The organism is Curtobacterium sp. S6, assembly GCF_000710345.2.
GTDB lineage: Bacteria > Actinomycetota > Actinomycetes > Actinomycetales > Micrococcaceae > Rothia.
Genome location: NZ_KL537415.1, coordinates 1 through 26,430, shown reverse-complemented (window position 1 = coordinate 26,430; position 26,430 = coordinate 1). Strand labels below are relative to the sequence as shown.

Sequence of the window (26,430 nt, the reverse complement as noted above, 5' to 3'; positions counted from 1 at the left end):
GCTTACTGGCTCTTGCTCGGGTTGGGCTCGGCGGAGCTGGACGGGGCCGGGCTCGACGGCGACGGGCTGCTGCTCGGCTTCGAGTCGTTTCCGGCGCCCGGGTTGTTGTTGGACCCACCGCTGGGCGAGGAGGACGGCGTCGGCGAGGGAGTCGCCTTGGGGCCGGAGGAGACCGTGATCGTCACGGTGGATCCCTGGGCGATGGACGTTCCCGCCTGGGCCGACTGCCTGATCACGGTTCCGGCGGGCTCGGTGGAGTCCTCCGTGATGATCTCGGTCGAGAGCAACGTGTCCTGGCTGGTCAGCGTGGAGATCGCGGTGTCCCGATTCATCCCCACCACGTTCGGGACCTGGACCTTGCCGGTCGACAGAATCAGGTTGACCGTGCTCCCGGCCGAGGCCGGATCACCCAGTTTGGGCTCGGTGCCGATCACCAGCCCCGCCTGGACGGACGGGCTGTTGGCGGTCTGAACTCGCCCGGCCTTCAGCCCCATCTCTTCCAACCGGGAGCGGACGTAGGCCTCGGACTGGCCCGCGAGATCGTCCGGGATCGTGACCGAGGAGGGTCCCTTGGAGACCTTCAGCGTCACGGTTGAATCCTTTTCGACCTGAGTTCCGTCTTCCGGATCGGTTCCGATCGCGTGGCCGGACTCGACCTTGTCGGAGTAATCCTCCTTGACGTTGACCTTGAGGCCCTCGTTGCGGAGGCTGTCTTCGGCCTGCTGCTCGGTTTGGCTCGCGACGGTCGGAACGTTGACGTAGACCGGCTTGTTGAGCTCGTTTTGGTAGTAGAGCCAGGCGCCCAGGGCGGTCGCGGCCAGCAGGAAAATCACGAGACCGAGGATCACGTTCTTCCACGCCGTGCGGCGTCGCTTCTTCGCGGCCAAGGCCTTGTTCCGCTCGTACTCGTAGAGTTCGTCGTCGGTGTACTCGTCTTGGGCCGAAGGGAAGAAACCGGAGACGCTGGCGTCCTCCATTTCGGTGCGGGCGCCATCGCTCATGGTGTATTCGGAGTCGTCATCCGGACCCGCGCTCTGGTCGGAGACCAGTGACGTCTCGGTGGCCTCGTCGTCCTGGGCGATGCCGTGGTGGTCCGCCGCGCGGGAGGCCGCGGCGCCTGCGCCGGCCGCAGTGGCTCCGGCGGCGATGCCGGTGACGCCCCCGATGGCCTGGGTGGCGTCATCCTCGGTGGACCCTGCGTGATTGACGCTGATCCCGTGGGAGGCGTTGTCCAGGGCGAAGGCGAAGTCTTCCGCGGACTGGAAGCGGTCGGCGCGGTTCTTCTCGAGGGCCTTCAGCACGAGGGCGTCCAGGGCGGGCGAGATCTCCTGGCGGTATTCGCTCGGCGGCGCGGGGGTCTGGCGCAGGTGCTTGCCCACGATGTCGACGCTCGACTCCCCGTCGAACGGGGGCCGGCCCGCCAGCATCTGGTACAGCAGACAGCCGACGGCGTACAGGTCGGAGCGCTCGTCCACGGTTTCGCCGCGAGCTTGCTCGGGGGAGATATAGCGGGCGGTCCCCATGATGGTCTGGGCCTCGGTGAGGGGCTTTGCGCTCTCCGTCATGGCGCGGGCGATGCCGAAGTCCATGACCTTGATCCTGGACGGCCGATTCAGCGCGCGGTCCTCTTCGGTGCGCTCCAGGACCATGACGTTCGCGGGCTTGACGTCACGGTGGATGATGTCGTGCTCGTGGCTGTACTGGAGGGCGTCGAGCACGCCTTCCGCGTAGCTGACGGCGTGCTCGACCGGGAACTGGCCGGTCGTGGCCATGACCTCTTTCAGGGTGTGGCCGCTGAGGCTCTCCATCACGATGTAGGGGACCGCGTCGGCGTCGTCCTGGTTCTTGAGGGCGGTGTCCTCACCTTCCACGCGATCCAGCTCGACCTTGGGCATGGGCGCGGTGGCCTCGGGGTCGGCCTGCGCCTCATCGGCGCTCATGGGCCGGAAGGTGCCGGTGTCGAAGACCGCCACGATGGTGGGGTGGTTGAGGGATGCTATCGCCTCGGCTTCGCGCCGGAAACGGATCCGAAAAACGGCGTTCTTGGCGTGTTCGGGGCGCAGGACCTTGATGGCCACGGGGCGCCCCAACCGGGTGTCTTCGGCGGCGTAGACCGTGGCCATACCGCCGGAGCCAAGGATCTCGCCGAGCTCGTAACGATTATCGAGAATGCGAGGGACGCGAACAGTCATAGAGTTTCCATCACCCGTTGGAGCTGGGGGTGTTGCCTTCGGCGTTATCACCCTGTTGATTCGATGATTCTTGGTTCAGACCTTCGCTCTGGGGAACGGATTGCGATGGTGCGGGAGTGTTGGTCTGCGTTGGCGCGGGCGTCGCCGTCTGCGAGGGGCTGGGGGTCGACGTCGGGGAGGACGCCGAGTCGGATCCCGTCGAGACGTACACGTCCACGTTGGATCCCACGGTGACCTTGGCGCCTTCCGCCGGCGAGGTGCGGATGACCTTGCCGGAGGACTGCTCGTCCGAGGGCTGCTCGTGACGGGTCACGTTGACACCCAGCTTGGTGATCTCCTGAATCACCGAATCCGCGTCCTTGCCGACCATGGAGCCCGGCAACGAAACGGATTCCGGGCCCGTCGAATACACGACGGTCACGTTGGAGCCTTCGGCCACCTGCCCGCTCGGGGAGACATCGAGCACGGAGTTCTCCGCCTCGGATGAATTCTGGCCCTCCGAACGCACGGTCAGCCCCAGGCTGGCGAGCTGGGAGACGACGTCGTCGAGCTTCTTCCCCTTGTACTTGCTGACATCCACCGAGACCATTTTGCTCGAGCTGGAGCTCGACCCGGAGCTGGCCTGGGATGAGGAGGTCGTGGACGGCGCCGAGGAGACGGTGCCGTTGCTTCCCGGAGAGGCCGAGGCGCCCGTGTCGGAGCCCGACTGGACGATCCACCAGATGCCCAGCCCGACCGCGAGCAACAGCACGAGGACCGGCACGAGCCACTTCCAGACGGCCGAGCCTTTGGACGTCTTGGCGTCGGCCGAATCGGAGTAGTCGCCCTGATACTTCAGGGACCGGGGTTCTCCGACGGCCGGCAACTGGGAGGTCGTGGGCTGGGTCTGATACCCCGCGGCGGAGGCGCCGGATCCAAACTGCTTTGAACCGTCCCCGCCGGTCATGGCCTCCGTGGGCGCCGTGACCGGCTGCGTCTGGCCGGTGTCCGTGCTCATCGGCAGGTAGGTCGACAAGCCGGGGACGGCCTTGACCGCGGCCTTGAGGTCGTTGCGGCGGATGGCGTCCACGCCGCTGGCGAGCGTCGTGGCGTTAGCGGGTCGTTGCGCCGGGTCCTTGGACAACAGGCACATGATCATGGCCTGCGCAGGAACCGGAACCGACTTGGGTAGCGGCGGCGGCGGGTCGTTGACCTGGGCCAACGCGATCGCGATCTGGGACTCTCCGGTGAACGGACGCTTCCCCGCGAGGCACTCGTAGCCGATGATGCCGAGCGAGTAGAGGTCCGAGGACGCCGTGGCGGTCTGCCCGGTGGCCTGTTCCGGGGCCAAGTACTGGGCGGTGCCCATGACCTGGCCGGTGGCGGTCAGCGGAACCTGGTCCGCCAGGCGGGCGATGCCGAAGTCGGTCACCTTCACGCGGTTGTCCGGCGTGATCATGATGTTGCCGGGCTTGACGTCGCGGTGCACGAGCCCCTGGGCGTGGGCGGCCGCGAGGGCGCGGGCCGTCTGCGCGATGATGTTGAGGGTCCGGTCCGCCGGCAGGGTCTTTTCCCGCTCGATGATGTTCGACAGCGGCTCGCCCGGGACGAGCTCCATGACCAGGTAAGCCGAGCCCTCTTCCTCGCCGTAGTCGAAGACGTTGGCGACGCCAGGGTGATTCAGCAATGCCGTGTGGCGGGCCTCGGCGCGGAAACGCTCGAGGAAGCCCGGGTCACCGGTGTATTCCTCCTTGAGGATTTTGACGGCGACGATTCGGCCGAGGACTTTGTCCTTGGCCTTCCAGACCTCGCCCATACCGCCGACGGCGATGCGTTCGGTCAGGCCGTAGCGACCACCAAGGGTCGTCGAGGATGAGGGCCTCACTGATTCAACACCGCCTCAAAGAGTTGCTTGGCTCCGGGGCTCGTCAACTGGGCGCCGGTGACCGCGTCTACGTCTTCATAGACAATAGCAACAGCCAGCTCGGGATCGTCCGCCGGGGCGAATCCGGTGAACCACGCCTCGTTGCTTCCGTCCGTGCCGGTCTCCGCGGTTCCGGTCTTGCCGGCGACCTTCGTGCCGTCGACCTTGGCGCCGGAGGCGATGCCGTTGTCGACGTCATTGACCATCCAATCGCGAACCTGGTGGGCGACGTCGGGCGACGTCGATTGGCGCAACTGTTCGGCGGAGAAATCGTACAGGGTGCTGAGGCTATTGGACCGAACGGTCTTGATCATGTTCGGTTTCATCTGGACGCCGTTATTGGCGATGGCGGACGACATCATGGCCACCTGCAGAGGGGTGGTTTTGACGTCATACTGACCGATCGAAGACAACGCTAGCTCGCTCTTGGACATGCCACTGGGGAAGTTGGACGGAGTGACGCTCATCGGAACATTGAGTTTTTGTCCGTATCCGAAATTCTGAGCCGTCTTGGCAATCTTATCCTCCCCCAGGTCCATTGCGATCTGGGCGAACGGGGTGTTGCACGACTGTTCCAGAGCCCATTGGATGGATGCCTTGTCTCGGGTCGAGCACTGACCGTTCACATAGTTCGGAAGGGTCGTGTTGGTTCCCGGCAGCGGGAGGTTCTGGGGATTGTCGATGGTCGAATCCTTGGTGTACTTGCCGGATTCCAGGGCCGCCACCGCGTCCATGATCTTGAAGGTCGATCCGGGGGCGTAGAGATCCCCGCCGATCGACCGATTGAACAGGGGCTTATTCTGATCCTGGTTCAGCTCGGAGTACGCCTGAATCACGGACTGCGAGTCGTGGGCCGAGAGCTGATTGGGATCGTAGCTCGGCGACGAGGCCATCGCCTTGATCTCACCGGTCTTCGGGTTCATCGCAACGATGGAACCCTTGTGGCCCTGCAATAGCTCGGTGGCCTTGGCCTGCAGCTTGGGGTCGATGGTCAGCTCGACCGAGGCGCCGTGGGTGTCCTGATTCGAGAACATCTGGGCAATGCGGTCGTAGAACTGCGAGTCCGACTTGCCGGAGAGCTCGTCGTTGAGGGCGGACTCCAGGCCGGTTGAACCGTAGACCATGGAGAAGTACCCGGTCAGGGCGGCGTACTCATCGGTCTGGGAGTACTGCCGCTGGTAGCCGAAGCTGTCGTCGGTCGGCACCGACTGGGCGATCGGGGAACCGTTGACCAGGATCGAACCACGCGCCGAACCGTACTGGTCGTAGAGCTGGCGGCTGTTCCACGGGCTGGATTCCAGCGCATCGGCGTGGATGTATTGGACGTAGGTCAGCGACCCGACGAGCAGAATGAAAACTCCCGCCGCTGCGAGCCACGTCCTTCGAATGGCCTGGTTCACGAGTGACCTCCTGCTGAATGTGGGGAAGAAGCAGTTTCCTCATGAGTGGGTTTGCCGAGCCGGGAGATGGCCGCCGTGGCGCCCAGCTCGCCGGTATCGGCGATCTGCTCGTTCTGCGCGTCGTCGTTGACCACGCGGGGGGAACGAGCCGAGTGAGAGATCGCCAGGAGCAACCCGACGATGATCCAGTTGGCCAGCAACGAGGAGCCGCCGGCCGACATGAACGGGGTCGTCAGGCCGGTCAGGGGGATCATGCGGGTCACGCCCCCGACCACGACGAACAGCTGAAGGACCATCGCGGCGGAGAGCCCGGCCGCGAGGAGCTTGCCGAAGGCGTCGGGAGTGCCGATCGCGGCGCGGAAACCGCGGGTCACGAGCAACAGGAAGAGCATGAGCACCGCACCGAGTCCGAGGAGCCCAATCTCCTCGCCGATGGCGGTGATGATCATGTCCGAGTTCGCGAAGGAGACCAGGTCTGGTCGGCCGTTACCGAGACCGCGCCCGAAGAGGCCGCCGGACGCCAGGCCGAACAGCCCCTGGACGATCTGCCCGGATCCGCCCATCTGCTGGTTGTAGACCGCCGGATCGAACGCGTGCAACCAGGAATCGATGCGTACGGTCACGTGGCTGATGGTCTTGTAGGCCAGGAAAGCGCCGATGGCGACCAGCACCAGGCCCAGCACAACCCACGTCAGCCGGTTGGTCGCCAGGTACAGCATCGCCAGGAACAGGCCGAAGAAGAGGATCGCCGAGCCAAGGTCGTGTTGGACCACCAGGACGCCGATGCTCACGAGCCAGGCGACGAACATGGGCGCGAAGTCGCGGAAGCGAGGCAGGCGGACCTTGCCGATCTTCTTGCCGGCCAGCAGGATCAGGTCCCGGTTGGCGGAAAGATAGCCGGCGAAGAATATGGCGAGGGTGATCTTGGCGATCTCACCCGGCTGGAAGGTTCTGCCGCCGACGGCGATCCAGATGCGGGCGCCGTTGATCTCCTGGCCGAGGCCCGGGAGGAGCGGAAGCAACAGGAGGAAGATCGACGCCGCGAGGCTGATGTAGGTCACGCGCAGCAGCAATCGATGGTTCGTCAGGAACCACAGCGCCGCGGCGCAGGCGACCATGGCCACGGCGCTCCAGGCCGTCTGCGAGCCGATGACCGACGACGACGTCGTGAGGTCGATCCGGTAGATCATGGTCAGGCCGATGCCGTTGAGCACGACGACGATCGGGAGGATGAACGGGTCGGCGTATTTGGCCTTGACGTGCAGGATCACGTGGATCAGGAGCGATCCCAGCACGAGCACCAGGCCCGCGCCGATGATGTGTCCGTCTCCGGCCGCGACTCGGTCCAGGTCGACGAGGCACATGGCCCCGATGCCGACGATCCACGAGATGACCAACAACACCAGTTCAAAGAATCGGCGGGGTTTGGGGACCTGCGGCTCGTCCGTGACGTCGGGGTCGGTGCTCTGCGCGGTGTGAGTCTGAGTGCTCATTGACCGTCCCCTCCTGAACCACTTGAGCTGGGCTTCTGTCCATCATTGCCGGAATCGGACGAATTTTCATCTGATGGCCCCGCATTTGAGACCGTGCCGTGCGGCGTCGGCTGCGGGCCGTTGGGCTGCTTGTCGAGCCCGAGATCCGAGACGATACGTTGCGCGTCCTTGACGGAGTCCGCGTGGATTCCGCTGGTGACCCGGCTCTTCGAGTATTCGGGGAGGTCCTTGACCTTGATGTCGGTGTCCTGCTCGATGCTGTTGAGGTGGATCGGGCCGAGGGACTGGTCCACGCCGCGGTAGATCGCGACCTTGCCGTCGTTGACGCCCACGTAGTACTGGTTGTTCACCCACGTGAGACCGGCCCATGCCGCCCCGGCCAGGAGAACCACGATGAAGGCCCAAATGAAAGCGGTCAGCCCCCAGCGCCGCTTTCTGCGGTGGTCTGGGGTGTCCATCTCTTCGAGGAGCTCGTCGGGAATCTCCTCGCCGTCGTCGGAATCGATCGACGTGGTGCGGGCGAGCGTCGCCCGTCGCTGCACGGTCGAGTCGGTGACGGTGGGGATCTGGCCGGTATGCGTTGCCGAGGCCGCGGCGCCGACCAGCAGGTGCGGGCGTTCTGCGAGCTCTCGCCGGAGGATCGACGCGGAGCTTTCGACCTGCTGCCGGGCTTCGTCGAGGTCCATGCCCGAGCGCTGGGTCATGGCGTTGAGCACCGAGTCCGAGAACGAATCGCCACGCCAGCGACCGTGACGCAGGGTGTGTGCCGGCTTCTCGCCGTTGTGGCGAGGAAGGCGACGGCGCCAGGGCGCTCGGACGGGATCCTCGGAATCCGCGGAATCCTCGGGGTGTTCGTCGTGCTGGTCTGGCTCCTGGCTGGGACTGCCGGAGGCGTCGTCCTCGGACGGGCTCTCCTTCCAGGGCGGGGTAGAGGCTTCGTCCTCGTCGAGGAACTTGGGCCACTCGTGGTCCGCATTGCGCACGTCGTTGCCTGCGTCGTCCACGGCGGAAACGCCCGCGCTGGCAGGCAGGCCCTCCGGCTGGGGCTCCTCGGAGACGCCCTGGGGGTGCTCGTCCGCCCGGCTATCCCGCCCGACGGCGTCCATGCGGCTCGTGACGGCGTTGGCCAGGCTGGCTGCTTCGTTGACCTCGACGATCGCGACGGTCACGTTGTCGGGTGCCCCTCCGTCGAGGGTCAGCTCGACGAGGGACTCGCAAATCTGTTGGAGGTCGTTCGAAGACCCGAGGAGGGACTTGATGACCTCGTCCGAAACCACTCCGGAGAGCCCGTCCGAGCACAGCAACCACCGGTCGCCGACCTGGGCGTCGACCCGCTTGAGCTCGAGCTCGGGGGAAGCGTCGGTGTCGCCCAGTACTCGCATGATGACGTTCTTGTGGGGGTGGTTTTCCGCTTCCTCGGGCCTCAGCCTGCCTTCTTCCACCAGGCGTTGGACGAAGGTGTGGTCCGTGGTGATCTGTTCCAGCTCGTCGCCGCGCAACCGATAGGCGCGGGAGTCGCCGATGTGGGCCAGCTCGAGTTCGTCGCCGTCGACCAGCAACGCCGTGCAGGTGGTTCCCATGCCGGCCAGAAGGGGGTTCAGCTCGACGAGCTGGTTCAGAATGATGTTCGCCGTCTGGATTTCGTCGGCCAGGAAGGTTCCGGCGTCGCCGTCGTAGTCGCTACGGTCCAGCGGGGTGAGGTCCAGAACCGTCGAAGCGGACGCGACGTTTCCGCCGACGTGGCCGCCCATGCCGTCTGCGACCACGGCCAGGTATCGACCCGCGTAGGCGGAATCGTCGTTTTTACTGCGGACCCGCCCCGTATCGGAGCGCGCTGCGTAGCGGAAGGCGATGCTCATCGAGGTCAGGGCCTCAACTCGAGGACGGTTCTACCGGTGGTGAACGGGACGCCGGGTTCGATGAGGGTCGCCCGGGTGAGGCGTTGGCCTTTCACGAAGGTGCCGTTGGTGGACCCGAGGTCTTCCAAGAACCAGCGGGACCCCTGCGGGAACAGGCGGGCGTGGTGACCGGAGCAGTAGTCGTCGTCGAGGGGCAGGGTGCAGTCCGGGGCGCGACCGAGCATCACGGGAGAGGCGCCGATTTCCAGGGTCGTACCCGAGCCGGGACCCTCGATAATGGAGAGCTGACTAGGACGTTTGGGGGCCTGTTGCTTCTGAGGGCCGGTGGCGGCCGCGCTCTGGGTCGCGGCCTGCTTTTTCTTCTTCCGCCCGGGCAAGGACGTGAATCGCAACGTTTGACCGATGCCGAGATCACGCCGTTGCCCGGCGAGGATGACGAAGATGAATACCCACAGCAGGGCCAGGAATCCGAACCTGAGGAGTGTGACGGTCAGCTCTGAGGCCATTAGTGACTACTCCTCGGTGTCAGCAGGCGGAACGTGATCTTGGTTCGACCCATTGTAATGACCGTTCCGTCCACGAGTTCGTGCCGGCCGCGCAGTCGTTCGCCGTCGATGGTGGAACCGTTGGTCGACCCGAGGTCTACCGCGAGGAAAACGCCGTCCTGGTTGAGAATCTCGAGGTGGCGCCGGGATACGCCGGTGTCTTCGATCGTGATGTCCGCTTCCGAGGAGCGTCCGAGAACGATCGAGGATGCCTGGATCGAGAAGCGCTGACCATTGATGTCCAGCACCGGCTTGTAATTCGGTTGCGCCCGGTGCGGCGGGCGTTGACCGCCCGTCGAGTCCATGACCTGGGTTGCGTCGGGTGATGGCTGGCGCTGGGACGGGCCGCGGCGGCCGGGGGCGCGCGGGGCGATTCTCGAGGACCCGCTCGGCAAGGAACTGCTCGACGCGGCCGCCGCCGCAACCGGTGCCGCATAGGAGGCATCGGGCGAGGAATGACCATAGTCCGGCGCGTATCCGCGGGCATGGCCATCGGATTCGGCGGGAACGCTGGTTGCTTGCTGGCCGACGGCGGATTCGGGGCGTCGCCCGCCCTCCTGGCCGCCGTTGTATCGGTGCTGCTGGCCCCCGGAAGGTGCCGCGCCATTGCGTCCTCGCGCCCCGGAGCGTTCCTGGGAGGAGAGGACAAGGAACTCGCCCTTTTGGAGCTCGTCGGATTTGGTGCGGGCGAAGGTCACGCGGACGGCGCCTCGCAACGTGTATCCCTGCGATCGGGCGTGGCGGATCGCGACGTCGCAGAGTTCTTCGGCGAGTTCGTATCCCCAGTCTTGGGCGCGGGGGAAGTCGGCGTCGGAAAATTCGATGGTGAACACGTTGGGCGCGATCGTGCGGCCCTCGGCGATTGCGTAGGACTTCTTGTCCATTTCGGAACGCAAGCGACTGGCGACGTCGACCGGTTCGATCCGGCTCCTCGACCCCGCGTTGAAGACGCCTCGCACAGCCTTTTCGAGGCCACGCTCGACATTTTCAATGAGTCCCATGGTTGCCTCCTGGTCTATCGGTCACGGGCCCGGGGCAACCCTGTTTCTGGGTATGGGGCACCGCCACCGCGTACGGCCTCGGTCATAAGAATAGTAGAGACCGAGCCTGAATAGAGGATGATAGGCGCTTCTCCCGCGTGATAGCGGGTCGAGTGTGGATTTGACGGCCCTTCCTTCGGTGCGCTTTTTCGGCTGTGGATGACCTCTATACGGGGATTCGAGGCTAGGAAAAGACGCGATGCCCGCGCGGACCCGTGCGGTGGCGAAGGACACCGTTCCCGGATTAGACACTCCCGGGATCGTCTGGTTATGATAATCAGCGTTGCCTTTCGCGTGTCCGCTTCGGTGGGGCGCGAGTCACTTGCGCGAGTGGCGGAATTGGCAGACGCGCACGGTTCAGGTCCGTGTGCCCGAGAGGGCGTGGGGGTTCAAGTCCCCCCTCGCGCACCAGGGGTCGCGATCGAAGGTTTTCGATCCGACCGAATGAAACTCCCCGGCCACCATGGTGGTCGGGGAGTTTTTCGTTAACGCACTCGCGGGCGATCCGACCCGCGTGCCGGGTCAGTGGGCGGGGCCCGCTCGGGTGAAAAGTAAACTTACCTAGACGGCTCGCAAAAAGTAAACTTACCTTTATGCGCACACCCCAGCACTCCCCATTCAGCCCCGGGTCCGACACCATCCCAGACGTTTGGGCAGGTAGGGTGCCTGAATTGTCGGACTGGAGAGATGTTGTCCGCCCACGTCGGCTCTCGGGCACCCCGGAGCGCGGCCGAACGATCCTCGGGGAGCCCGGGATGGGAAAATCGTCCCTGGTCCGACGCATAGCTCGTCACGCGGAGAAGGAGGGTGATTGGGTCACCCCTCAGCTGAGGATCGCGTTAGGGGCTGATCCGATCAAGATGCTCGCGACGGCTCTCCTCCGTCTGGCCTCTCAGGCCGGGCTCGCGAGTGCCCGCGAGAAGCGAGTCGCGGATCTAATGGGACGGGTCGAGTCCGTCTCCGTTGGACCAGCTTCGCTGGGCCTCCGCCCGGCAGAGGGCGCGTTACCCCACGAGGCACTCAGGGATCTATTGATCGAGATCGGTCGCGCGGCCCGGCAGCGGGGAAACACCATGGTGCTGATCCATCTGGACGAAATTCAGAACATCGAGGACGACGCCGCGCTTTCTCAGCTGCTCATTGCGCTCGGGGATGCCCTTGTTTACGAAGAAGAATATGAGGCTCCCGGGGGTGCCTTTTTCAGTGAAGCGCTTCCGTTAGCGGTTTATCTGACGGGTCTTCCGGAGTTCAACGAACGTGCTGGTGCCAGTAGGGGTGCGACCTTTGTGCGTCGATTTCGGACCATTACTCTCAAGCCCCTAGAGGCCGACGATCTCCGTCTTGCCCTGGATCCCTTTACCCGTAGCGGATGGAAAATGCTGACGCATGATGGGGCGGTTTCCTCGATTCGAATGGCCCCTGAAGCGCGCGACATGATCGTTGGAATGTCTGCCGGGGACCCGTTCCTCTTCCAGCTTGCCGGCGAACGTGCCTGGTATGCCGGATCAGGCGATGTCATTACCGCGGACGATGCGGCGCGCGGTTGGGAGACCGCAAAGGGCGAGGCCGAAGACCATGTCGCCCGCGTTCTGGAGCGTCTCGCTCCCAAGGAGCGCGAGTTCATCGAGATCATGGCGGAACTCGACCCGAGCGATCGCTCCATGACGCGGATCGCCCGTCAAGCAGGGTATGCCAAGGCCACCACGGTCGGTCCGCTAGCGCGAAGACTCGACGAAAAACGCGGGCTCATCGTCCGGGGAAAGCCCGTGTATAGGTTTCGGCACCGTGCCATCGAGGCATATCTGACCACCGATTGGCCCAATCTTCCGGAGGGCAATGAGCCGTCATCGTGACCGGTAGGCATTTGCCAAATCGGGGTGGCGGTCCGTAGACCCGGACCCTCGCCCTTATGCCTCGAACTTGGCCTTCGCTCGCGACCGCCATGACCGCGACCCCGGCCATGGAAAAGAGGTGCGAAGGCAGAGCGATCCGCGACCCAAGTTCCTCCACGTGGCTTTGCGCGCTGCCGGCGAAACCAACGGAGAAGGTCATCCACCATAGACCCACGATGAGGGCAAAGGCCCTCGCCAGCAGGGTGCTGAGCGGCCAATTCCACTCCTCGTTGGAGGCAACGCTACCGATCTGCATGAAGATCTCGCCGAGAACGATGATGAAGAACAGGCCTAGGCGCTCTTGGAGATGCTCCGAGTCGACGTCGACCATGCCCATCTGGAGCCACCGGTTGCCGGAGTTCGTGATTTCCTCCCGTGTGTGCGGCCCGTCAGTGGGCTTGTGCGCCCGATTAGCCTTCCGCTCGGCCTGCCGGTGCTTGTGCTGGAGGCCTCGCACCTGAAGCTGACGTAGGTCCTCGTCTTGCATGGGCTTGGCGGTGACGACGAAGACGAGATCGATGACCAGGGCGACCGCCCAGACCAGGTGCTTCCATGGGGCAGGGACGAAAAACGAGATGACCCACAGGACCAGGCCAACCCCTCCGAATTGGAGTGGGAACGAGCGGAGAAAGGTGCCGGTGGTTCCCAAACTGCGTGAAACCACCATTCTCAGAACGATGAACGCCGCCGTAAAGACCCACGCGCGAGAAGGGTACTCGAGGGGGTTGGAGGCCGCTATCGCGAGCACACAGTTGAGTGCGACTGCGATGGTCTTGAAACGGGTCACGGCCCGGGCGCTGTTGGCATACATGACCACGACGAGCCAGCTCAGCCCAATTGCCGTGAAGGAGATGGCCCATGAGCCAAGGGCCTCGAGCGATGATTCTTCGTGCAGGTCGGCGGTCAGAACGGAAATTGCCGCCACGACGCCCAGGTCGAAGAAGAGCTCCACCCATTCGGTGCGGGCGCGGCGGTCAGGGATTCCGAGGTCATCGGCCTTCGGGCGCGCGTCGGAGGACGACGATGCGTCGGGGGGAGGGCATGGGGCCATTCTCCTCGATCCTGGTCGCCCCTGCCGCAAGACCCACGAGATGTGGAAGACATTCGGCGTGAGTCAGAGAGGACGCCTGTCCAGAAGTTTCTGATGATCCTTACAGGGAGTGTTGTGACTCACATATACTTATGTCCATCAACCGAACCACTAGGAGAAACACGTGAAATATCGTTTGTCACTCGCGGCGCTCGCTGTCCTAGCTCTCGCAGGGTGCGGCAATGACGCATCTTCAGACGCATCTCCGAGTAGCGCCAGCTCGTCGTCCGCCACGTCCGCATCCGCGTCTCCCTCGGCCTCTGAGACCGCCTCATCATCGGAGACATCTACACCTGCCCCCGAGCAGACTGAAGAGGCCACGACAGCGCCGTCCCCGGAGCAAACTAGTGAGCAAGCGGGGCCTACCCCCAACGCTGAGCCATCACAAGCGACGACGTCTCAGGCGACGTCGGATCAGCTCACCGAATACTTCAACACCGGTGGTGGATGCATTTCGGACGTGTGGAATTCGTCGAGTGTGCCGTACAGCGAGGCCCTGTATCAACAAATGGTGCAGTACTGCTCCGCGCATCAGCTCGGTGACTGGGCGAACGGCGTAGACCCTCTGGATACGAGTCAGTACGGGGGAGAGACCGCCCCAGGGTCCTCTAGTGAGGCTAGTGCCGATGCGTTGCCGGAGGCCGATGCTCGCCAACAATGTGAGGACAGGGCCCGGAACCCCGAGGGCGCATCATCGGGCGCAATTCAGTATTGTTATATGGAATTTGGGATTGATATTCGCCCCGGTGGGTGAATAATAACTCGAGCGAAAAGCGGCGCGCATGCCGGCTCGTTGCTGGGTGCGTGCTGCTTCCCCGGGCGTTCTACCCCTGATCCGATAGCGCTTCGCGCGTGGCCTTCTGAATATCGTCGCCCGCCCGCAACGGCTTGTTGGCGAAGATCCCTTCGTGCGCCAGGACGGGCCGCCGGTCGCCCGCCAATTCGGGATACTTTTCTTCGAGTTTCTCCCGCTTTTCAATTTTCTTTCGCCAGTGTGCCACCGCGTCCGGGTGGGCACCGCCGATGCCTTGCCAGCTGTGCGGCATCTGTTCCCGCGACGGGCCGGCGTCGGCGGCATTACCCATGTGGATGGCCGACATCAGCTTCCGGGTCGGCGACTCGCACACGGGGCAACGCGGATTCTCGGCGTGCATGGACGGTAACGCCGCCTCAAAGCGATGTTTCTGCTCGCACTGAAAATCGTGAAGGATCATGAGTAGAACCCTTCCGGCGCCCAGCGGATATCATTGGCGGCCTGGTCGGCATCGTGCCCAAAGAACACCTCGGCGTCGTTGTCTTGCGCAATTCTGCGGAGTTTCTCGACCGAATCGAGCCAGGCCAAGTTGTTCCATACGATGGCGGCGCCGACCGCGGGCGGTCCCCACGAATCGCGCATGTAGACGGCGTCGGAGGTGAAGATCTTCTTCCCGTCGTTCGGCAGGTCCAGCATGAGCGACATCGTGCCCCAGGTGTGGCCGGGCGTCTGGATGACGCGGACGCCGGGGAGGATCTCCTCGTCGCCGTCAATGCCGCCGATGTCGAGACCCTCGTAGTCGGACGGGATATGTGCGCCCTGGTTGTAGCCGGTGATTTCCTTGACGCCCTCCAGCTCGGCCGAACTGGTGACGATTTTCGTCTTCCCGTTATCGAAGGCCTTGGCGTTGGCTGCGTGATCGAAATGGAGGTGGCTGAGCACCAAGAGGTCGATGTCCTCCGTGGTCAGCCCCATTTGAGCGAGGCTGTGGTCGAGGTACCCGGCCTCCGGGTCGTCGGCGTCATCCACGACGGGAAAGAATCGATCGAACGTGGTCGGTTCCCACCGGCTCGCCCAGTCGCGCGGAACGCCGGTGTCCCACAGCATCCGGCCTTCCGGGGTTTCGACCAGAATGGCGTGGGTCGGCACCAGGCCGAATTCCCGCGGGGTGTTCTTTTCTTGAACCGGTTTGATGATGCGATCCGGCTTCAAGAGCAACCAGGTGTAGTCGGCCTCCATGTCGCCCGAGTGGAGCACATGAGCTTTCATATCCATCCGAAGTCCCGCCTTTCACTCCCAAGGTGTGATGTGGGACACGCTTCCACCCGGAGGGGGTCGCGTCAAGGAAATTTTTCCTGGTCACGTGGGTGGGGCTGAGACCTATAGTGAGAGTCACGCCACATCAGCTCGAAAGGAACCGCCATGAAAATTCGTGCCGCCGTACTGAACACCATGGACGCCGAGCGACCGTTCGCGGAATCCCAGCCGTTGACGGTCGAAGAACTCGAATTGGATGCGCCGCAGAACGGCGAGGTTCTGATCCGCATGACGGCCGCGGGGGTCTGCCACTCGGATCTCTCCGTGGTGGATGGCAATAGACCGCGACCGCTCCCAATGGCTCTTGGCCACGAGGGGACGGGTGTCATCGAGGAAGTCGGCCCCGGCATCGAAGGTCTGAACGTGGGGGACCACGTGGTGACCGTTTTTCTGCCGCGTTGTGAAGACTGCGAGAACTGCCGGACCGACGGGAAGTTACCGTGCTCCCGTGGGACGGAATCCAATAATTCCGGCTACCTTCCCGGCGGCGGGCACGAGGTGCGCCTGCATCGTCCCGATGGGTCGGAGGTCCTCCATCATCTAGGCGTTTCCGCGTTCGCGACGCACGCCGTGGTCAACCAGGCAAGCGTGGTCAAAATCGGGTCCGACGTCCCCGCGGAAGCGGCCGCTCCTCTGGGGTGTGCCGTGCTGACCGGTGGAGGGGCCGTGGTCAACGCGGGTCAGCCCGAGGAGGGGGACTCGATCATGGTCGTGGGGCTCGGTGGCGTCGGGATCGCGGCCCTGCTGACCGCGATCGGCCTGAAGAAGGGGACGGTGATCGCCGTCGATGCTCAGGAAGCCAAGCTGTCCCGGGCCGCCGAACTGGGCGCCGACGAGACTTATACCCCGGGTCAGGTCTCTGAGCAGGGAATCAAGGCCAACCTGGTGATCGAGGCCGCCGGGCACCCGAAGGCCTTCGAGACCGCCTTCAACGCCACGGCGGTTGGCGGTCGAACCGTCACTGTGGGCCTACCGAGCCCCAAAGCGGAATCCGTGATCAATCCGGTGGTGCTCACGGCTGAGGCGCGCACCGTCATGGGTAGTTACTTGGGGTCCGCGGTGCCGTCACGGGACATTCCCCGGTATGAGGACCTGTGGCGTCAAGGAGAGCTCGCGGTCGAGGAGCTCGTCTCGTCCCGCATCGCGCTTGACGACATCAACCAAGCCATGGACACCCTCGCCGACGCGAAAGCAATCCGACAGGTCATCATCTTCGACGACGCTTCCGCCTGACACGGGTGAGGGCCGTTGCGTGAGAGGTGCTAGCTAGCTCTACCCCCAGACTCATGGGCAGGGACGATGCCGTACTCGGGGCGAAAACTTAGTCTAAGAATATGAACCGCATCGAATCGCAGGAATTGTCCGACCAACAGGCAACAAATGACCCGGTGTACTACCGCCGGGAAGCCCCGCAGCGCTACACCGAAGACACCGGTTTGGGCACGGCAAGCCTCGTCCTCGGCATCGTTTCGATCTTGTCGGGCTGGCTCCTGATCGGCCCCATCGTCGGGCTCGTTCTCGGCGTGAAGTCACGGCATCGTGAGCCCATGGCCCAAACGCAGGCCAAGTGGGGAATCATCCTCAATGGCGTCTGCCTCGCGATATGGCTGATCATCGTGCTGTTTCTGCTCGGGGCCGTGGTGTTCGGTGGGTGGATGGCCGTGATCAATCAGTAATTAAGGATTAGTCCCTGCCGGAATCGCCCGACGCTGCGGACAGAACGTCGGCCGCCGTCTCGGCGGGCACACTGGCCAGGAGCCGGGTTGTCCGGTGGTGGGGCTCGCCGTCGGCGTCGAGTCCGCCGACGGACCCCGCGTCGTTCGCGCCGACCCAACGGTGCAGGCTCGCGCAGTAGGCCACCGGGTCGGTGATCGACGCCGGGAGGGGAAGCTCGGGCACCGTGGGCGCCGCGGAGTCGATCATGCGGGTGCGAATCTCGACGTTGCCTTCCTCGTCGCACACGATGTCCAGGTGGCGTAGCTGTACCGGCCATTCCGCGACGGCCGAGGTGGTGATTTCCCAGAAGGCGGCGCTTCCGGATCCGCGGGCCTCGATCTCGTTGACGTGCGTGTGCCCGTTCATCCAGAGCGCGACGTTGTCGAACCCGGACAGTAACCGCAGGACATCGTCGCGCAGGTAGGCGCGTTGTTGGCCGTAGTCGTTGATGAGTTTGCGGGTCCCGTGATGGGAGACCAGCACGACCAGCCGATTGGCGACGTCGTGCCGCGCCTCGGAGCCGTCCGGCAGGCGGTAGGTCGAATGAACCTCTCGAAGCCGCTCTTCAATCCAGTGGAACTGTTCCTCACCGAGGCAGCCGTCCACGTCCCCGCGCGTATTCGTGGTGTCCAGGGCGATGAAGCGGATGCCGGGGTGGCCGTCGTAAACGTAGTAGGCGGTGTCGTTTTCTACGTTCTCCGGCGAGAACCCGCGTCCCGGGATCGAGACCGGGGAATCGGCCGCGTCGAGGTGGGCCTGCATATACTCGCGGCGTGAGACGATCCGACGTGCGGCATCGGCGGTGATCTGTTGTTGTTCGCCCGGTGTGTGGATCAGGGGGTCTTCAAGGTACTGGTCCATCGCGTCGCCCGGCTGGGGTGCCGGGGCGCGGGTTCCACTCGATTTGTCGGAGCCTTCCAGATAGGTATTCACCCGGCGGTTGGTCTGCGCGTCGAGACTCGTGTGGCGTCCCTGGATGAGTTGGTCGTGATTGCCGAAGCAGGTGAGCCACGGAATGTCGAGGCCTTGGTGCTCGAATGGGGCCGCCGCGATGGTCCGGATGCCGGGGATATGCGGAAGACCGCACGAGTCCTTCCACTCGTCGCTCCCGGAGGATTCGGGAAGCCAAAAGGACGTGTCCGTTCCGAAACTCGGCGCCTCGGTGAGGTCCGCGGTATGCCGTCCGGGATGCACGGTGCCCCCATCCATGAGGCTGAGGTAATCGCGCAGCTCGTTGACCTGGGAAGAATCGGTCGCGTCGCCGGTGCACAGCAAGAGATCGGCGCTCAGCTCGGGGACCTCTTGCATGGCATTGACGGTTCGCACGATCGTGGCCAAAGCATGCCACTGCAGGAATTCTTGCGGACGATACGCGGGAAGCAACCGCGCCCAATAATCCTGGCCCGCGTATTTCTGCAGATAGTCGTTGCGCATGGGTGAGGCGAGGTCCCCGTGCTGGAAGTCGGTGATGTGGACTAGCCGCAACAGGCTCGTGGCGTTGGCCTTTGGTGTGATCGGCTCTGAGCCGGCCGCGCGGGTGACCGGTTCGTCCGCCGGGCCGGTTGTCAGCCGGGCGGGGGTCCCTGGGCTCCGACGGATGCGGTGCTTCGTGAGAGAACGCGGCGTTTCCATGAGACTCCTCGACGTCGTGGCCGAACGGCTCCCGGCCCCTGGGGCCATCGTGGCACATGCGTTGGGGCGACGGGACGGGGCAGAGGGAATGTGGATGAAGAGTCACGGGCTGACTACGCCGCCAGGACCCGAAAGCGAACACTCAGTTTCGGAGGAATATTGGTACCGTAAGTATCAAATACACAGCTTCCATTATGGTAATTCCAAGGTTATACTCACCTGGTCAAATTCTTCGCACCCCCTGGGAGAGCCCATGAGTCACTCGTCCGAGTACCCCACACCCCACCCATCTCAGCCGCAGCCCGGTGGGCCGTACTACCAGCAGCCGTCTCCGAAGAAGGAGACCAATATTCTGGGGCTGATTTCCCTCATCGCCGGCGTCTTGGGATTCATCTTTGCCTGCATCCCCGGAATCTTGATCGTTGGCTGGGTTCTCTTGCCCATCGCTTTCATCTTGGGAATCATTTCGCTGTTCTTGCACGGCAAGTCCAAATGGATGGGGCTCGTGGGGCTGATCCTCTCCGTCGTGGGAACCATCGTTGGCGTGTGCGTGTTTATCTTCGTCGTGGGAAGTGCGATCAACGACGCGGGAAACATCTCAGCGGGAGACCCGACCCCGGAGAGCTCTACCTCGTCGAGCAAATCCAAGGCCCAGGATTCCCCGCATTTTGGGCAGAAGTACACGTGGGATAACGGGCTGGCGATCACGGTGGGAGAACCGACGGGATTTACTCCGTCCGAGACCGCATACCTTGACGATAGCCACGGTGAAGTGCCGCGAAAGTTCACGGTCACCATCCACAACGGAACTGATAAGCCGGTGGACGCGAGCATGATTTCCATGCAGGTTCAATCTGGCGGTAGGCAAGCAGGTTTTGCTAGTGATTCTGAGCAAAATGTAACGGGTGGCGGGCAAGGAAAGATTCAGCCCGGTAAGGACCTGACGTATGACATTGGGTTCACGGTGATGGATCCGAACAGCATCAGCATGGATGTCAGTTCATACGACGACGAGACTTTTGACAGTTACGAGGTCACCTTCTTGTCCTAAGTCCGGACGCGATCACCGTCGCCCCCTCGGCCACAGCCGAGGGGGCGACGCATTTAACCGTCGGTCGCGCGAAGCGATGGCACACCGCTCCCGCCGGGAAGGTCATCCCCATGATCCTTTTGCCCTGTTTTTGCACCAAAAATTGCCAGAGAATTCCCTGCCAACTAGGTTGAATGGGGTGCCGATAGCTCGCGCGTTGCTGTTCAGCGTTGGGTTTTCAGGCGAATCCCACGGGCATTTTTCCCGCGAGCCCCGCGAATTCCACCGGTGGGGCAACCGACGCCCGGCAGACGGGCCCTCATCGCCGAGGGCCGGACCTTGTCCAACGCCCGACGCCGCCCGGAACGTTATGCCGGGGGTTCCCGCGTCGATTCTTCCGCGGAGGAACTGCCTATGCCCTGGGCGAGGAATCGCGGCGCCGGCGGTCGAAACGAGAGTGGTCGAGTAGAGGAGAGCGAGTGCACGAAACCGAAGATTCCGGTGTCCGCCGCAACGTGGCCCCGTGGGGCGTCGAGCGGGAGCGATTCGGAGGATCGAGCCGCACGGCGGCCGAGGCCAACGAACGCGACGAGAAGCGTCCCCCTCGGACGGGCGAAGAGATGAGCCGGGGCCCGGCGGACCTGCAGAAGGCCCCCGGCCCCAAGGTCAACTGGAAAGTATTGGGCGTCTCCTCCGCCGTGGTCGTGGCGTTTTCGATCTGGGCGATGCTCGTCCCGGACCGTGCCGAATCCACCATGAGCAACGTGGTCGCGTGGATCGCCGAAAACCTCGGTTGGTTTTACGTCCTCACGGTCACCTGCGTGATCCTCTTCGTGTTGTGGGTGGCTTTCTCAAAGCAGGGCAGCGTCCGGCTCGGGCCCGACCACTCCCGTCCGCAGTACAAATTGTTCACGTGGGTCTCGATGCTCTTCGCCGCGGGTGTCGGCATCGATATGTTGTTCTACTCCGTGACCGGGCCGGTCACCCAATACCTTCACCCGTTGGGTGGTTCCCCGGAGAGCACCGAGGCCGCCAAAGAGTCCGTGGTGTGGACCATGTTCCACTACGGGGTCGCGGGCTGGTCCATGTATTCCCTGCTGGGAATGGCCATGGGGTACTTCGCGTATCGCTGGGGCATGCCTCTATCGATCCGGGCCGTGCTCTACCCGCTGCTCGGAAAGCGTGTTCGCGGCGCGACGGGCGACGTGATCGACATCTTCGCCCTCGTGGGAACCGTCTTCGGGGTCGCAACCTCGATGGGCATCGGCGTGGTTCTCCTCAACGTGGGCTTCGCCTGGCTCTTCGGCCTGCCCGAGGGATTGGCCCTCCAGATCGCGTTGGTCCTCGTGGCCGTGATCATGACGATCGCCGCCTGCACCTCCGGCGTGGACAAGGGAATTCGGTGGATCTCCGAGCTGAATCTCTGGTCCGCCGCGGCGATGATGATCTACATCCTCGTCACCGGCAAGACCGCCTTCCTGTTGAACGCGATGGTCGAGAACATCGGCCGGTTCATCTGGTCACTGCCGGAGCGGACCATGGAAACCATGGCGTACGAGGACGGCGGCTCGGGATGGATGTCCACCTGGACTTTGTTCTTTTGGGCCTTCTGGCTCGCCTGGGGCCCCTTCGTGGGGCTGTTTCTCGCGCGCATCTCGCGCGGACGTACCCTCCGAGAGTTTGTCATTGCGGCGATCACGGCGCCCGTGCTGTGCGATTTCATCATCGTGACGATCTTCGGCAACAGCGCTCTTGCGCGTGTGATGAGCGGCGATCACGAATTCGCGCAACTGGCGATCGATTCCCCGGAGGCCGGTTGGTACGCACTGTTGGAGAGCTTCCCGGGGGCGGCCTTCCTGATCGGCCTCGCAACGCTCTCCGGCCTGCTGTTCTATCTCACCAGCGCGAACTCCGGCGCCATGGTCATGTCGAATTTCTCCTCGACGATTCCGGATCCTTCCCAGGATGGTGCCAAATGGCTCCGCATTTTCTGGGCCGTCCTCACGGCCCTGCTGACCATCGCGATGCTCGTGGCCGGTGGCGTGACCACCATGGAATACGCCACGTTGATCTTCGCGCTGCCGGTGACGATCATTGCCTACCTGGTGATGGCCTCGTTTTCCAAGGTGTTGCGCATGGAGCGGGCCGAGCAGGAAGGGCGTCGACTGAGCCGATCCGTCGTCGCGGCCGACGGCGGCAGCCCGCCAGAGAAGAGCTGGCGTCAACGACTGGCTCGTATGAGGTCCTACCCGTCCAAGAGATCCGTTGCGCAATGGGCGGAAGACGTCGTCCGCCCCGCTCTGGTCGCCGTCGAGAAAGAGTTCACGGCGCAGGGCTATGCCTCAAGCCTCGCCGTGGTCAGCGACGACGAGACCGGGATCGAGGAACAGAGCCTCATCGTGGAGATCCCGGATCGGAGGAGTTTCCGGTACCAGGTCGGCGTCGTCGAGGCGCCGGTGCCCATGTTTGGTGGGCGCATGTCCCGCGAGACGGACGTTTACTACCGCCTCGAGGTCTTCACCCAGACCGGATCGGAGGGTTACGACCTCATGGGCCTTTCGATCCAGCAGATCATTGACGACGTTGTCGACCGATTCGAGGGCCACCTGGGATTCCTGCGGTACAGCGACGAGCACGACGCTTTGTCGACCGTGACCCCGCCGTCCCGGCCGACCGATTAGGCGGAAGAAGTGTGGGGCCAGATTGCCGATGGCCGGCGTTGTGACAGGCACCTGGCCCCTTCACACCTCCTCTTCTTGGGGGTCTTCCCTATTTCTTGGATTCGCAAGCAACACCATCCCCGTCGCGGTCCAATTTGGAGCTATAGCCTGGTTGACCGGCGTAGAGAGGTGCTGCTCCGGCCGCTCGAGCCTCCGCGCATGAGGCGTATGTTGTCTGCGCCGGTGCCTGGGCCGGTGTGGTGGGTTCCTCTGGAGCGGGTGCGGCCGGCGCAGGGGCTTGGGTGGGTTCTGCTGGTGCGGTCTCGGGCTCATCCGTTGGGCTGGGAGCGGTCGGTTCCTCCGGTTGAGGCGCCTGGTGCGAGCTCGGCGCAGGAGTTTGGGAGGGCGTTGGTGATGGTGTGGGCGTGGGCGTGACCTTGGGCGTGGGCGTTGCACTTGAGGAAGACGCGGAGGCCGTTGGGGTCGGCGTCGAAGTGGCCGATGCCGGCTGCGTCTTGGTCGGTGAAGGGGAAGGGGTCGAATTCTGATGGTCATTATTGTCAGACATGGCGTTGACGAGACCGGCGATGATGGCTGAAATGACGAAGATCGCGACAATGAGTCCTAGACAGCCGAGGCAGCCAATGCACCCCCATTTGCCGTAACGGCGCCGTTGAGGAGTCGGCTGGTTTTCGTCGTCGGGCTGGGGTGCATAGTCGTAGTGTGGTTCTTGCTGCGTCATGGGTTCCCTAGAGTATGAGTTTTGTTGCGAACGGATTGATGAAGAATGGTCGGCGCCTATATTTCGCCGGTTCCTAACCGTGAAATTTTTGTATTTAATTTTCATTGAAAATGGTTTGGAACCTTTCATTCAGCCTATGAACTTACCGCAATAAATTACTTCCGATGGGGAATTCTGAATGAACTTTATTTGACGTCAGGGGGAAGGAGTTGCCGGGGTGACTAGTGCAAACGGCGGTCTTTAATGCCCCCCATGTCGCGTCGGGTGACGATGCTGGACCGTGCCCAGCGTGATCTGGCTCATCCGAATCCAGGGTGTAGTCGGGGTCTGAACCCGCCGGTCTCGAGCAGGGATCTGGCGATGTAGTTGGTCAGGTTGCGGAACCCCAGCGCCGAGCCGCGCAGGTGCTCGAGCCTGCCGTTGATCGCCTCGGTGGGCCCGTTGGAGGTGCTGGGCCGGTCGAAGTAGGCCAGGACGTCGGCGGCGCGCTTCTTCAGCGTCCTGCCGAGCTTGGTGATCTCGACCAGGGCCTTGGGGACGCCGGTGCTGATCGAGTCGATGAGCCGGGCCATCAGCTCGCGGCCGTGGCACCGGTTCTCGTGGCGGTAGGCGGCGATCATGCGCTGGTAGACGCTCCAGGTGACCTCGACCTCGACGTGGGCGTCGTCGGCGAACAGGGTGTCCAGTCGGTCCTTCTGCTTGTCGTTGAGCAGGTCGGCGCCGGTGGACAGGGCCCGGCGGGCGGCATAGAGCGGGTCGCCCTTGCGGCCGCGGTGCCCACAGATGGCCTGCTGAACTCGCCGTCGGCACTCATCGAGCGCCTCGCCAGCGAGGCGCGTGACGTGGAAGGGATCTAGCACGGTCACCACGTCGGGCAGTTCCTCGACGGCGGCGGTCTTGAACCCGGTGAAGCCGTCCATCGCGACCACCTCCACGCCGTCGCGCCACTCCTGCGGGCGGTCGGCCAGCCAGGTCTTGAACGCCTGCTTGGAGCGTCCTTCGACCATGTCCAGCAGCCGTGCCGGGCCGGTGCCATCTCGCACTGGGGTGAGGTCGATGATCACGGTGACGTACCTGTCGCCGCGACGGGTGTGCCTCCACACGTGCTCATCGACCCCGACGACCTTCACCCCCTCGAAGCGGTGCTCCTCGTCGATCAGCACCCGCTTGCCCTCGGCCATAACGGCGTCGTTGGCGGTGTCCCAGGCCACCCCGAGCCCCTCGGCGACCCGAGCCACGCTCAGGTGCTGGACCACGATCCCTTCCAGCGCCCACCGCAGAGCGCGCCGAGACAACTTGGCCCGGGGCTCGGCCGCGGCGGTGGTGTCCTGGCGCCACACATACCCGCAGCCGCTGCAGCGGTAACGGCGCACGACGACCTCCAGCGTCGTGGGCCGCCAGCCCAGTGGTTCGTGGGCAAGCCGTCGGACCACGGTGTCACGTGGTCTCCCTTCGCAGCCGCAGCGCCGGCACCACTGGTCGGGCTCGACCACCTGACAGGCCAATACGGCACGATCCGGCTCGAGTCGCTGCCCGGTGACAACGAGGCCGAGTTCGTCGAGGCGGCAGAAGGCAGTCAGGTCGGGGCTGGCGAACGCATCAGCGCGCCCGCCGACGGTAGCGTCGTGCACGTCGAGGTCTTTCGGGCTGAGTGTGTAGGAGCTCTCATCCTCGGGAGACCTCGACCCTCACCCCGACACCGACGCGCCGGCCCGCCGCGCGACGTGCGCTACACCCTCATCTGGGAAGAGCCCGTGATCTTTGGGTAGATACTTAGCGACACTAGGTATAAGTTCGAGGAGTGGAACGCTCACGCATTACTCCGGGTCGGACGCGCCGGGCCCACGCTTTCGGATGAGAGGGAAGCTAAAGTGTCAAATTCATCATCCACCGAGCAGACGGACGACTTCCGGTGGGACATCACCGGATTCACGCTGACGGACAGCGACGTCGAGGCCGCCGCGCCGCCCCGGGAGGCCGAGTGGATACCCGCCGTCGTGCCCGGCGGGGTGCACGAATCGCTCATCGCCGCCGGAAGCCTGGCGCACCCGTACCGGGATTTTCACGAACGGGATTCGCGGTGGATCGAGGAGCGTTCGTGGTGGTACCGGTCGGTCGTCGACTTGCCTGACCTCCCGGAGGGCCGGGCGTTCTCCCTCACCTTCACGGGCCTGGATACGGTGGCGACCGTGTGGATCGACGGCGCCGTCGTGGCCGAACACGCCTCGCAGTTCCGCCCGCTCAGCGTGGACCTTCCCCGGACCGGTCGCACCGCGGAAATCCTGCTGCGCTTCGACCCTCCGTTGCACGGCCTTCCTCAACCGCAGGGGCCCGAAGAGACGGTTCGGAGGTTCAAAGAGATGACCGGCGGGGACCGGGAAGACGGGCAGAGCATCGGCGACACCGTCTCGGACGATCTGTCCCTGACCCTTCGCCGCAAGGCGTTCTTCTCGTGGGGCTGGGATTTTGCGCCGCGCATTCCGTCCATCGGGCTGACCGGGAACGTGACCCTGGAGGCGAAACCCACACCCAAGATCACCCACGTTGCGTGGGAATCCGTGTCCATCGATCGGGACATCGCGACCTGTCGCCTGACGGTCGAGGCCGAGCACCTCGAGCCCGAGGACCGGCTCGAGTTTCGCCTTCTCGCGCCGGATGGAGCGCTCGCGGTCAACGCATCGTTGCCAGCGGGCCGAGCCGTTGGTGGAGGCGCCATCACGGTCGACGTGGAGGTTCCCCACCCGCAGCTCTGGTGGACGCGCGACCTCGGCACGCCGGCCCTGTACCGCGCGGAGGTCGACCTGCTGCGGCGCGAGAACACCGAGGACCGCCGGGAGCTCGCCGTGGGAATTCGCACCATCCGCCTTCGGGAGGACCCCGACGCCGAGGGCGGGCGCCATTGTGAGTTCCTCCTCAACGGGCAACCGATTTTTGCCCGAGGGGCCAACTGGGTTCCCGCGGACATGCTCACCGGGTCCGTGACGAGTGAGCGCCGCGCCCATCTTCTGGACCTTGCCCGTGAGGCCGGAATGACCATGATCCGTGTGTGGGGCGGCGGCCTCTACGTGTACGAGGGCAGGAGGTTGGTGACGCCAGCACGGAGCTGAGATGCTGGGGGATGTCCGCCCGCTCCGCTATGGGGGCGGTGGTAGTTGTAGTGGATGT

At 64.1% G+C, this 26,430-nt stretch carries 19 protein-coding genes, 1 tRNA gene and 1 pseudogene; 8 read left to right on the top strand and 13 right to left on the bottom strand.

Going from position 1 to position 26,430, the window contains the following annotated elements:
• Nucleotides 1–2 precede the first annotated feature (2 nt).
• Genes pknB through CURSPS6_RS12840 form a run of 7 tightly spaced genes read right to left on the bottom strand, consistent with a single transcriptional unit; the run spans nt 3 to nt 10,393 of the window.
• Nucleotides 3–2,192: a Stk1 family PASTA domain-containing Ser/Thr kinase gene (pknB, locus tag CURSPS6_RS11085; RefSeq protein WP_035811269.1), complete on the bottom strand. Its 2,190-nt coding sequence runs from the start codon at nt 2,190–2,192 to the stop codon at nt 3–5.
• 10 nt (nt 2,193–2,202) lie between these two features.
• Entirely contained in the window at nt 2,203–4,056 is a 1,854-nt protein-coding gene (locus tag CURSPS6_RS11080) for a protein kinase domain-containing protein (RefSeq protein ID WP_082470497.1), read from the bottom strand.
• Nucleotides 4,053–5,495, bottom strand: coding sequence for a peptidoglycan D,D-transpeptidase FtsI family protein (locus CURSPS6_RS11075; RefSeq protein ID WP_030016210.1), 1,443 nt, complete (start codon nt 5,493–5,495; stop codon nt 4,053–4,055). Before CURSPS6_RS11075 ends, CURSPS6_RS11080 begins: the two co-directional genes overlap by 4 nt.
• Nucleotides 5,492–6,988 carry an FtsW/RodA/SpoVE family cell cycle protein gene (locus CURSPS6_RS11070; RefSeq protein WP_082470495.1) on the bottom strand — a complete coding sequence of 499 codons (1,497 nt, stop codon included), beginning with the start codon at nt 6,986–6,988 and terminating at the stop codon, nt 5,492–5,494. The genes CURSPS6_RS11075 and CURSPS6_RS11070 overlap by 4 nt, the downstream gene beginning before the upstream one ends.
• Nucleotides 6,985–8,847, bottom strand: coding sequence for a PP2C family protein-serine/threonine phosphatase (locus tag CURSPS6_RS11065; RefSeq protein WP_051687961.1), 1,863 nt, complete (start codon nt 8,845–8,847; stop codon nt 6,985–6,987). Before CURSPS6_RS11065 ends, CURSPS6_RS11070 begins: the two co-directional genes overlap by 4 nt.
• A 5-nt stretch (nt 8,848–8,852) precedes the next feature.
• On the bottom strand, nt 8,853–9,353 hold the full coding sequence (locus tag CURSPS6_RS11060) for an FHA domain-containing protein (RefSeq protein WP_030016204.1): 501 nt from the start codon (nt 9,351–9,353) through the stop codon (nt 8,853–8,855).
• The gene (locus tag CURSPS6_RS12840; protein ID WP_030016202.1) at nt 9,353–10,393 is read right to left on the bottom strand and encodes an FhaA domain-containing protein; all 1,041 of its coding nucleotides are present in this window, start codon (nt 10,391–10,393) and stop codon (nt 9,353–9,355) included. The genes CURSPS6_RS11060 and CURSPS6_RS12840 overlap by 1 nt, the downstream gene beginning before the upstream one ends.
• A gap of 363 nt (nt 10,394–10,756) precedes the next feature.
• Here CURSPS6_RS12840 and CURSPS6_RS11050 point away from each other — a divergent pair.
• Nucleotides 10,757–10,843 (top strand) — tRNA-Leu (locus CURSPS6_RS11050).
• A gap of 182 nt (nt 10,844–11,025) precedes the next feature.
• Nucleotides 11,026–12,285 (top strand): ATP-binding protein, encoded by a 1,260-nt coding sequence (locus CURSPS6_RS12400; protein ID WP_082470494.1) that lies wholly within the window; start codon nt 11,026–11,028, stop codon nt 12,283–12,285.
• Here the strand turns inward: CURSPS6_RS12400 and CURSPS6_RS11045 are convergent.
• The 3 genes from CURSPS6_RS11045 to CURSPS6_RS11030 form a co-directional block, all read right to left on the bottom strand.
• Nucleotides 12,179–13,375, bottom strand: coding sequence for a low temperature requirement protein A (locus CURSPS6_RS11045; protein WP_030016200.1), 1,197 nt, complete (start codon nt 13,373–13,375; stop codon nt 12,179–12,181). The two genes, CURSPS6_RS12400 and CURSPS6_RS11045, sit on opposite strands and share 107 nt — an antisense overlap.
• 863 nt (nt 13,376–14,238) lie before the next feature.
• A complete protein-coding gene (locus CURSPS6_RS11035; protein ID WP_235503766.1) occupies nt 14,239–14,568 on the bottom strand; it encodes a zinc ribbon domain-containing protein in 330 nt (109 codons plus the stop codon).
• A gap of 56 nt (nt 14,569–14,624) precedes the next feature.
• Nucleotides 14,625–15,443 (bottom strand): N-acyl homoserine lactonase family protein, encoded by an 819-nt coding sequence (locus CURSPS6_RS11030; RefSeq protein WP_235503765.1) that lies wholly within the window; start codon nt 15,441–15,443, stop codon nt 14,625–14,627.
• A 147-nt stretch (nt 15,444–15,590) separates the two neighbouring features.
• On the opposite strand from CURSPS6_RS11030, the gene CURSPS6_RS11025 reads away from it, so the two are divergent.
• Both CURSPS6_RS11025 and CURSPS6_RS11020 read left to right on the top strand, forming a co-directional pair.
• Nucleotides 15,591–16,718: an alcohol dehydrogenase catalytic domain-containing protein gene (locus CURSPS6_RS11025; RefSeq protein ID WP_030016194.1), complete on the top strand. Its 1,128-nt coding sequence runs from the start codon at nt 15,591–15,593 to the stop codon at nt 16,716–16,718.
• 101 nt (nt 16,719–16,819) lie between these two features.
• Complete coding sequence (locus CURSPS6_RS11020; RefSeq protein WP_235503764.1) at nt 16,820–17,161, top strand: DUF4190 domain-containing protein; 342 nt, start codon at nt 16,820–16,822, stop codon at nt 17,159–17,161.
• Between the two features lie 7 nt (nt 17,162–17,168).
• Here CURSPS6_RS11020 and CURSPS6_RS11015 read toward each other — a convergent pair whose 3' ends face one another.
• Nucleotides 17,169–18,833, bottom strand: coding sequence for a metallophosphoesterase (locus CURSPS6_RS11015; protein WP_030016190.1), 1,665 nt, complete (start codon nt 18,831–18,833; stop codon nt 17,169–17,171).
• A 253-nt stretch (nt 18,834–19,086) separates the two neighbouring features.
• Here CURSPS6_RS11015 and CURSPS6_RS12720 point away from each other — a divergent pair, with 253 nt between their 5' ends.
• The gene (locus CURSPS6_RS12720; protein WP_051687958.1) at nt 19,087–19,884 is read left to right on the top strand and encodes a DUF308 domain-containing protein; all 798 of its coding nucleotides are present in this window, start codon (nt 19,087–19,089) and stop codon (nt 19,882–19,884) included.
• A gap of 458 nt (nt 19,885–20,342) precedes the next feature.
• Nucleotides 20,343–22,544 carry a choline BCCT transporter BetT gene (gene betT / locus CURSPS6_RS11005; RefSeq protein ID WP_051687957.1) on the top strand — a complete coding sequence of 734 codons (2,202 nt, stop codon included), beginning with the start codon at nt 20,343–20,345 and terminating at the stop codon, nt 22,542–22,544.
• Between the two features lie 88 nt (nt 22,545–22,632).
• Here betT and CURSPS6_RS12895 read toward each other — a convergent pair.
• Nucleotides 22,633–22,740, bottom strand: a pseudogene (locus CURSPS6_RS12895) (excalibur calcium-binding domain-containing protein); the annotation flags it as partial.
• Between the two features lie 208 nt (nt 22,741–22,948).
• Here CURSPS6_RS12895 and CURSPS6_RS12890 point away from each other — a divergent pair.
• A complete protein-coding gene (locus tag CURSPS6_RS12890) occupies nt 22,949–23,071 on the top strand; it encodes a hypothetical protein (protein WP_268750752.1) in 123 nt (40 codons plus the stop codon).
• A 493-nt stretch (nt 23,072–23,564) separates the two neighbouring features.
• Here the strand turns inward: CURSPS6_RS12890 and CURSPS6_RS11000 are convergent, their stop codons facing one another.
• A complete protein-coding gene (locus CURSPS6_RS11000) occupies nt 23,565–24,896 on the bottom strand; it encodes an ISL3-like element ISPfr3 family transposase (RefSeq protein WP_030016186.1) in 1,332 nt (443 codons plus the stop codon).
• A 240-nt stretch (nt 24,897–25,136) separates the two neighbouring features.
• Between CURSPS6_RS11000 and CURSPS6_RS10995 the strand changes: the two genes are divergently transcribed.
• Nucleotides 25,137–26,372 carry a glycosyl hydrolase 2 galactose-binding domain-containing protein gene (locus CURSPS6_RS10995; protein ID WP_051687956.1) on the top strand — a complete coding sequence of 412 codons (1,236 nt, stop codon included), beginning with the start codon at nt 25,137–25,139 and terminating at the stop codon, nt 26,370–26,372.
• The last annotated feature ends 58 nt before the right edge of the window (nt 26,373–26,430 follow it).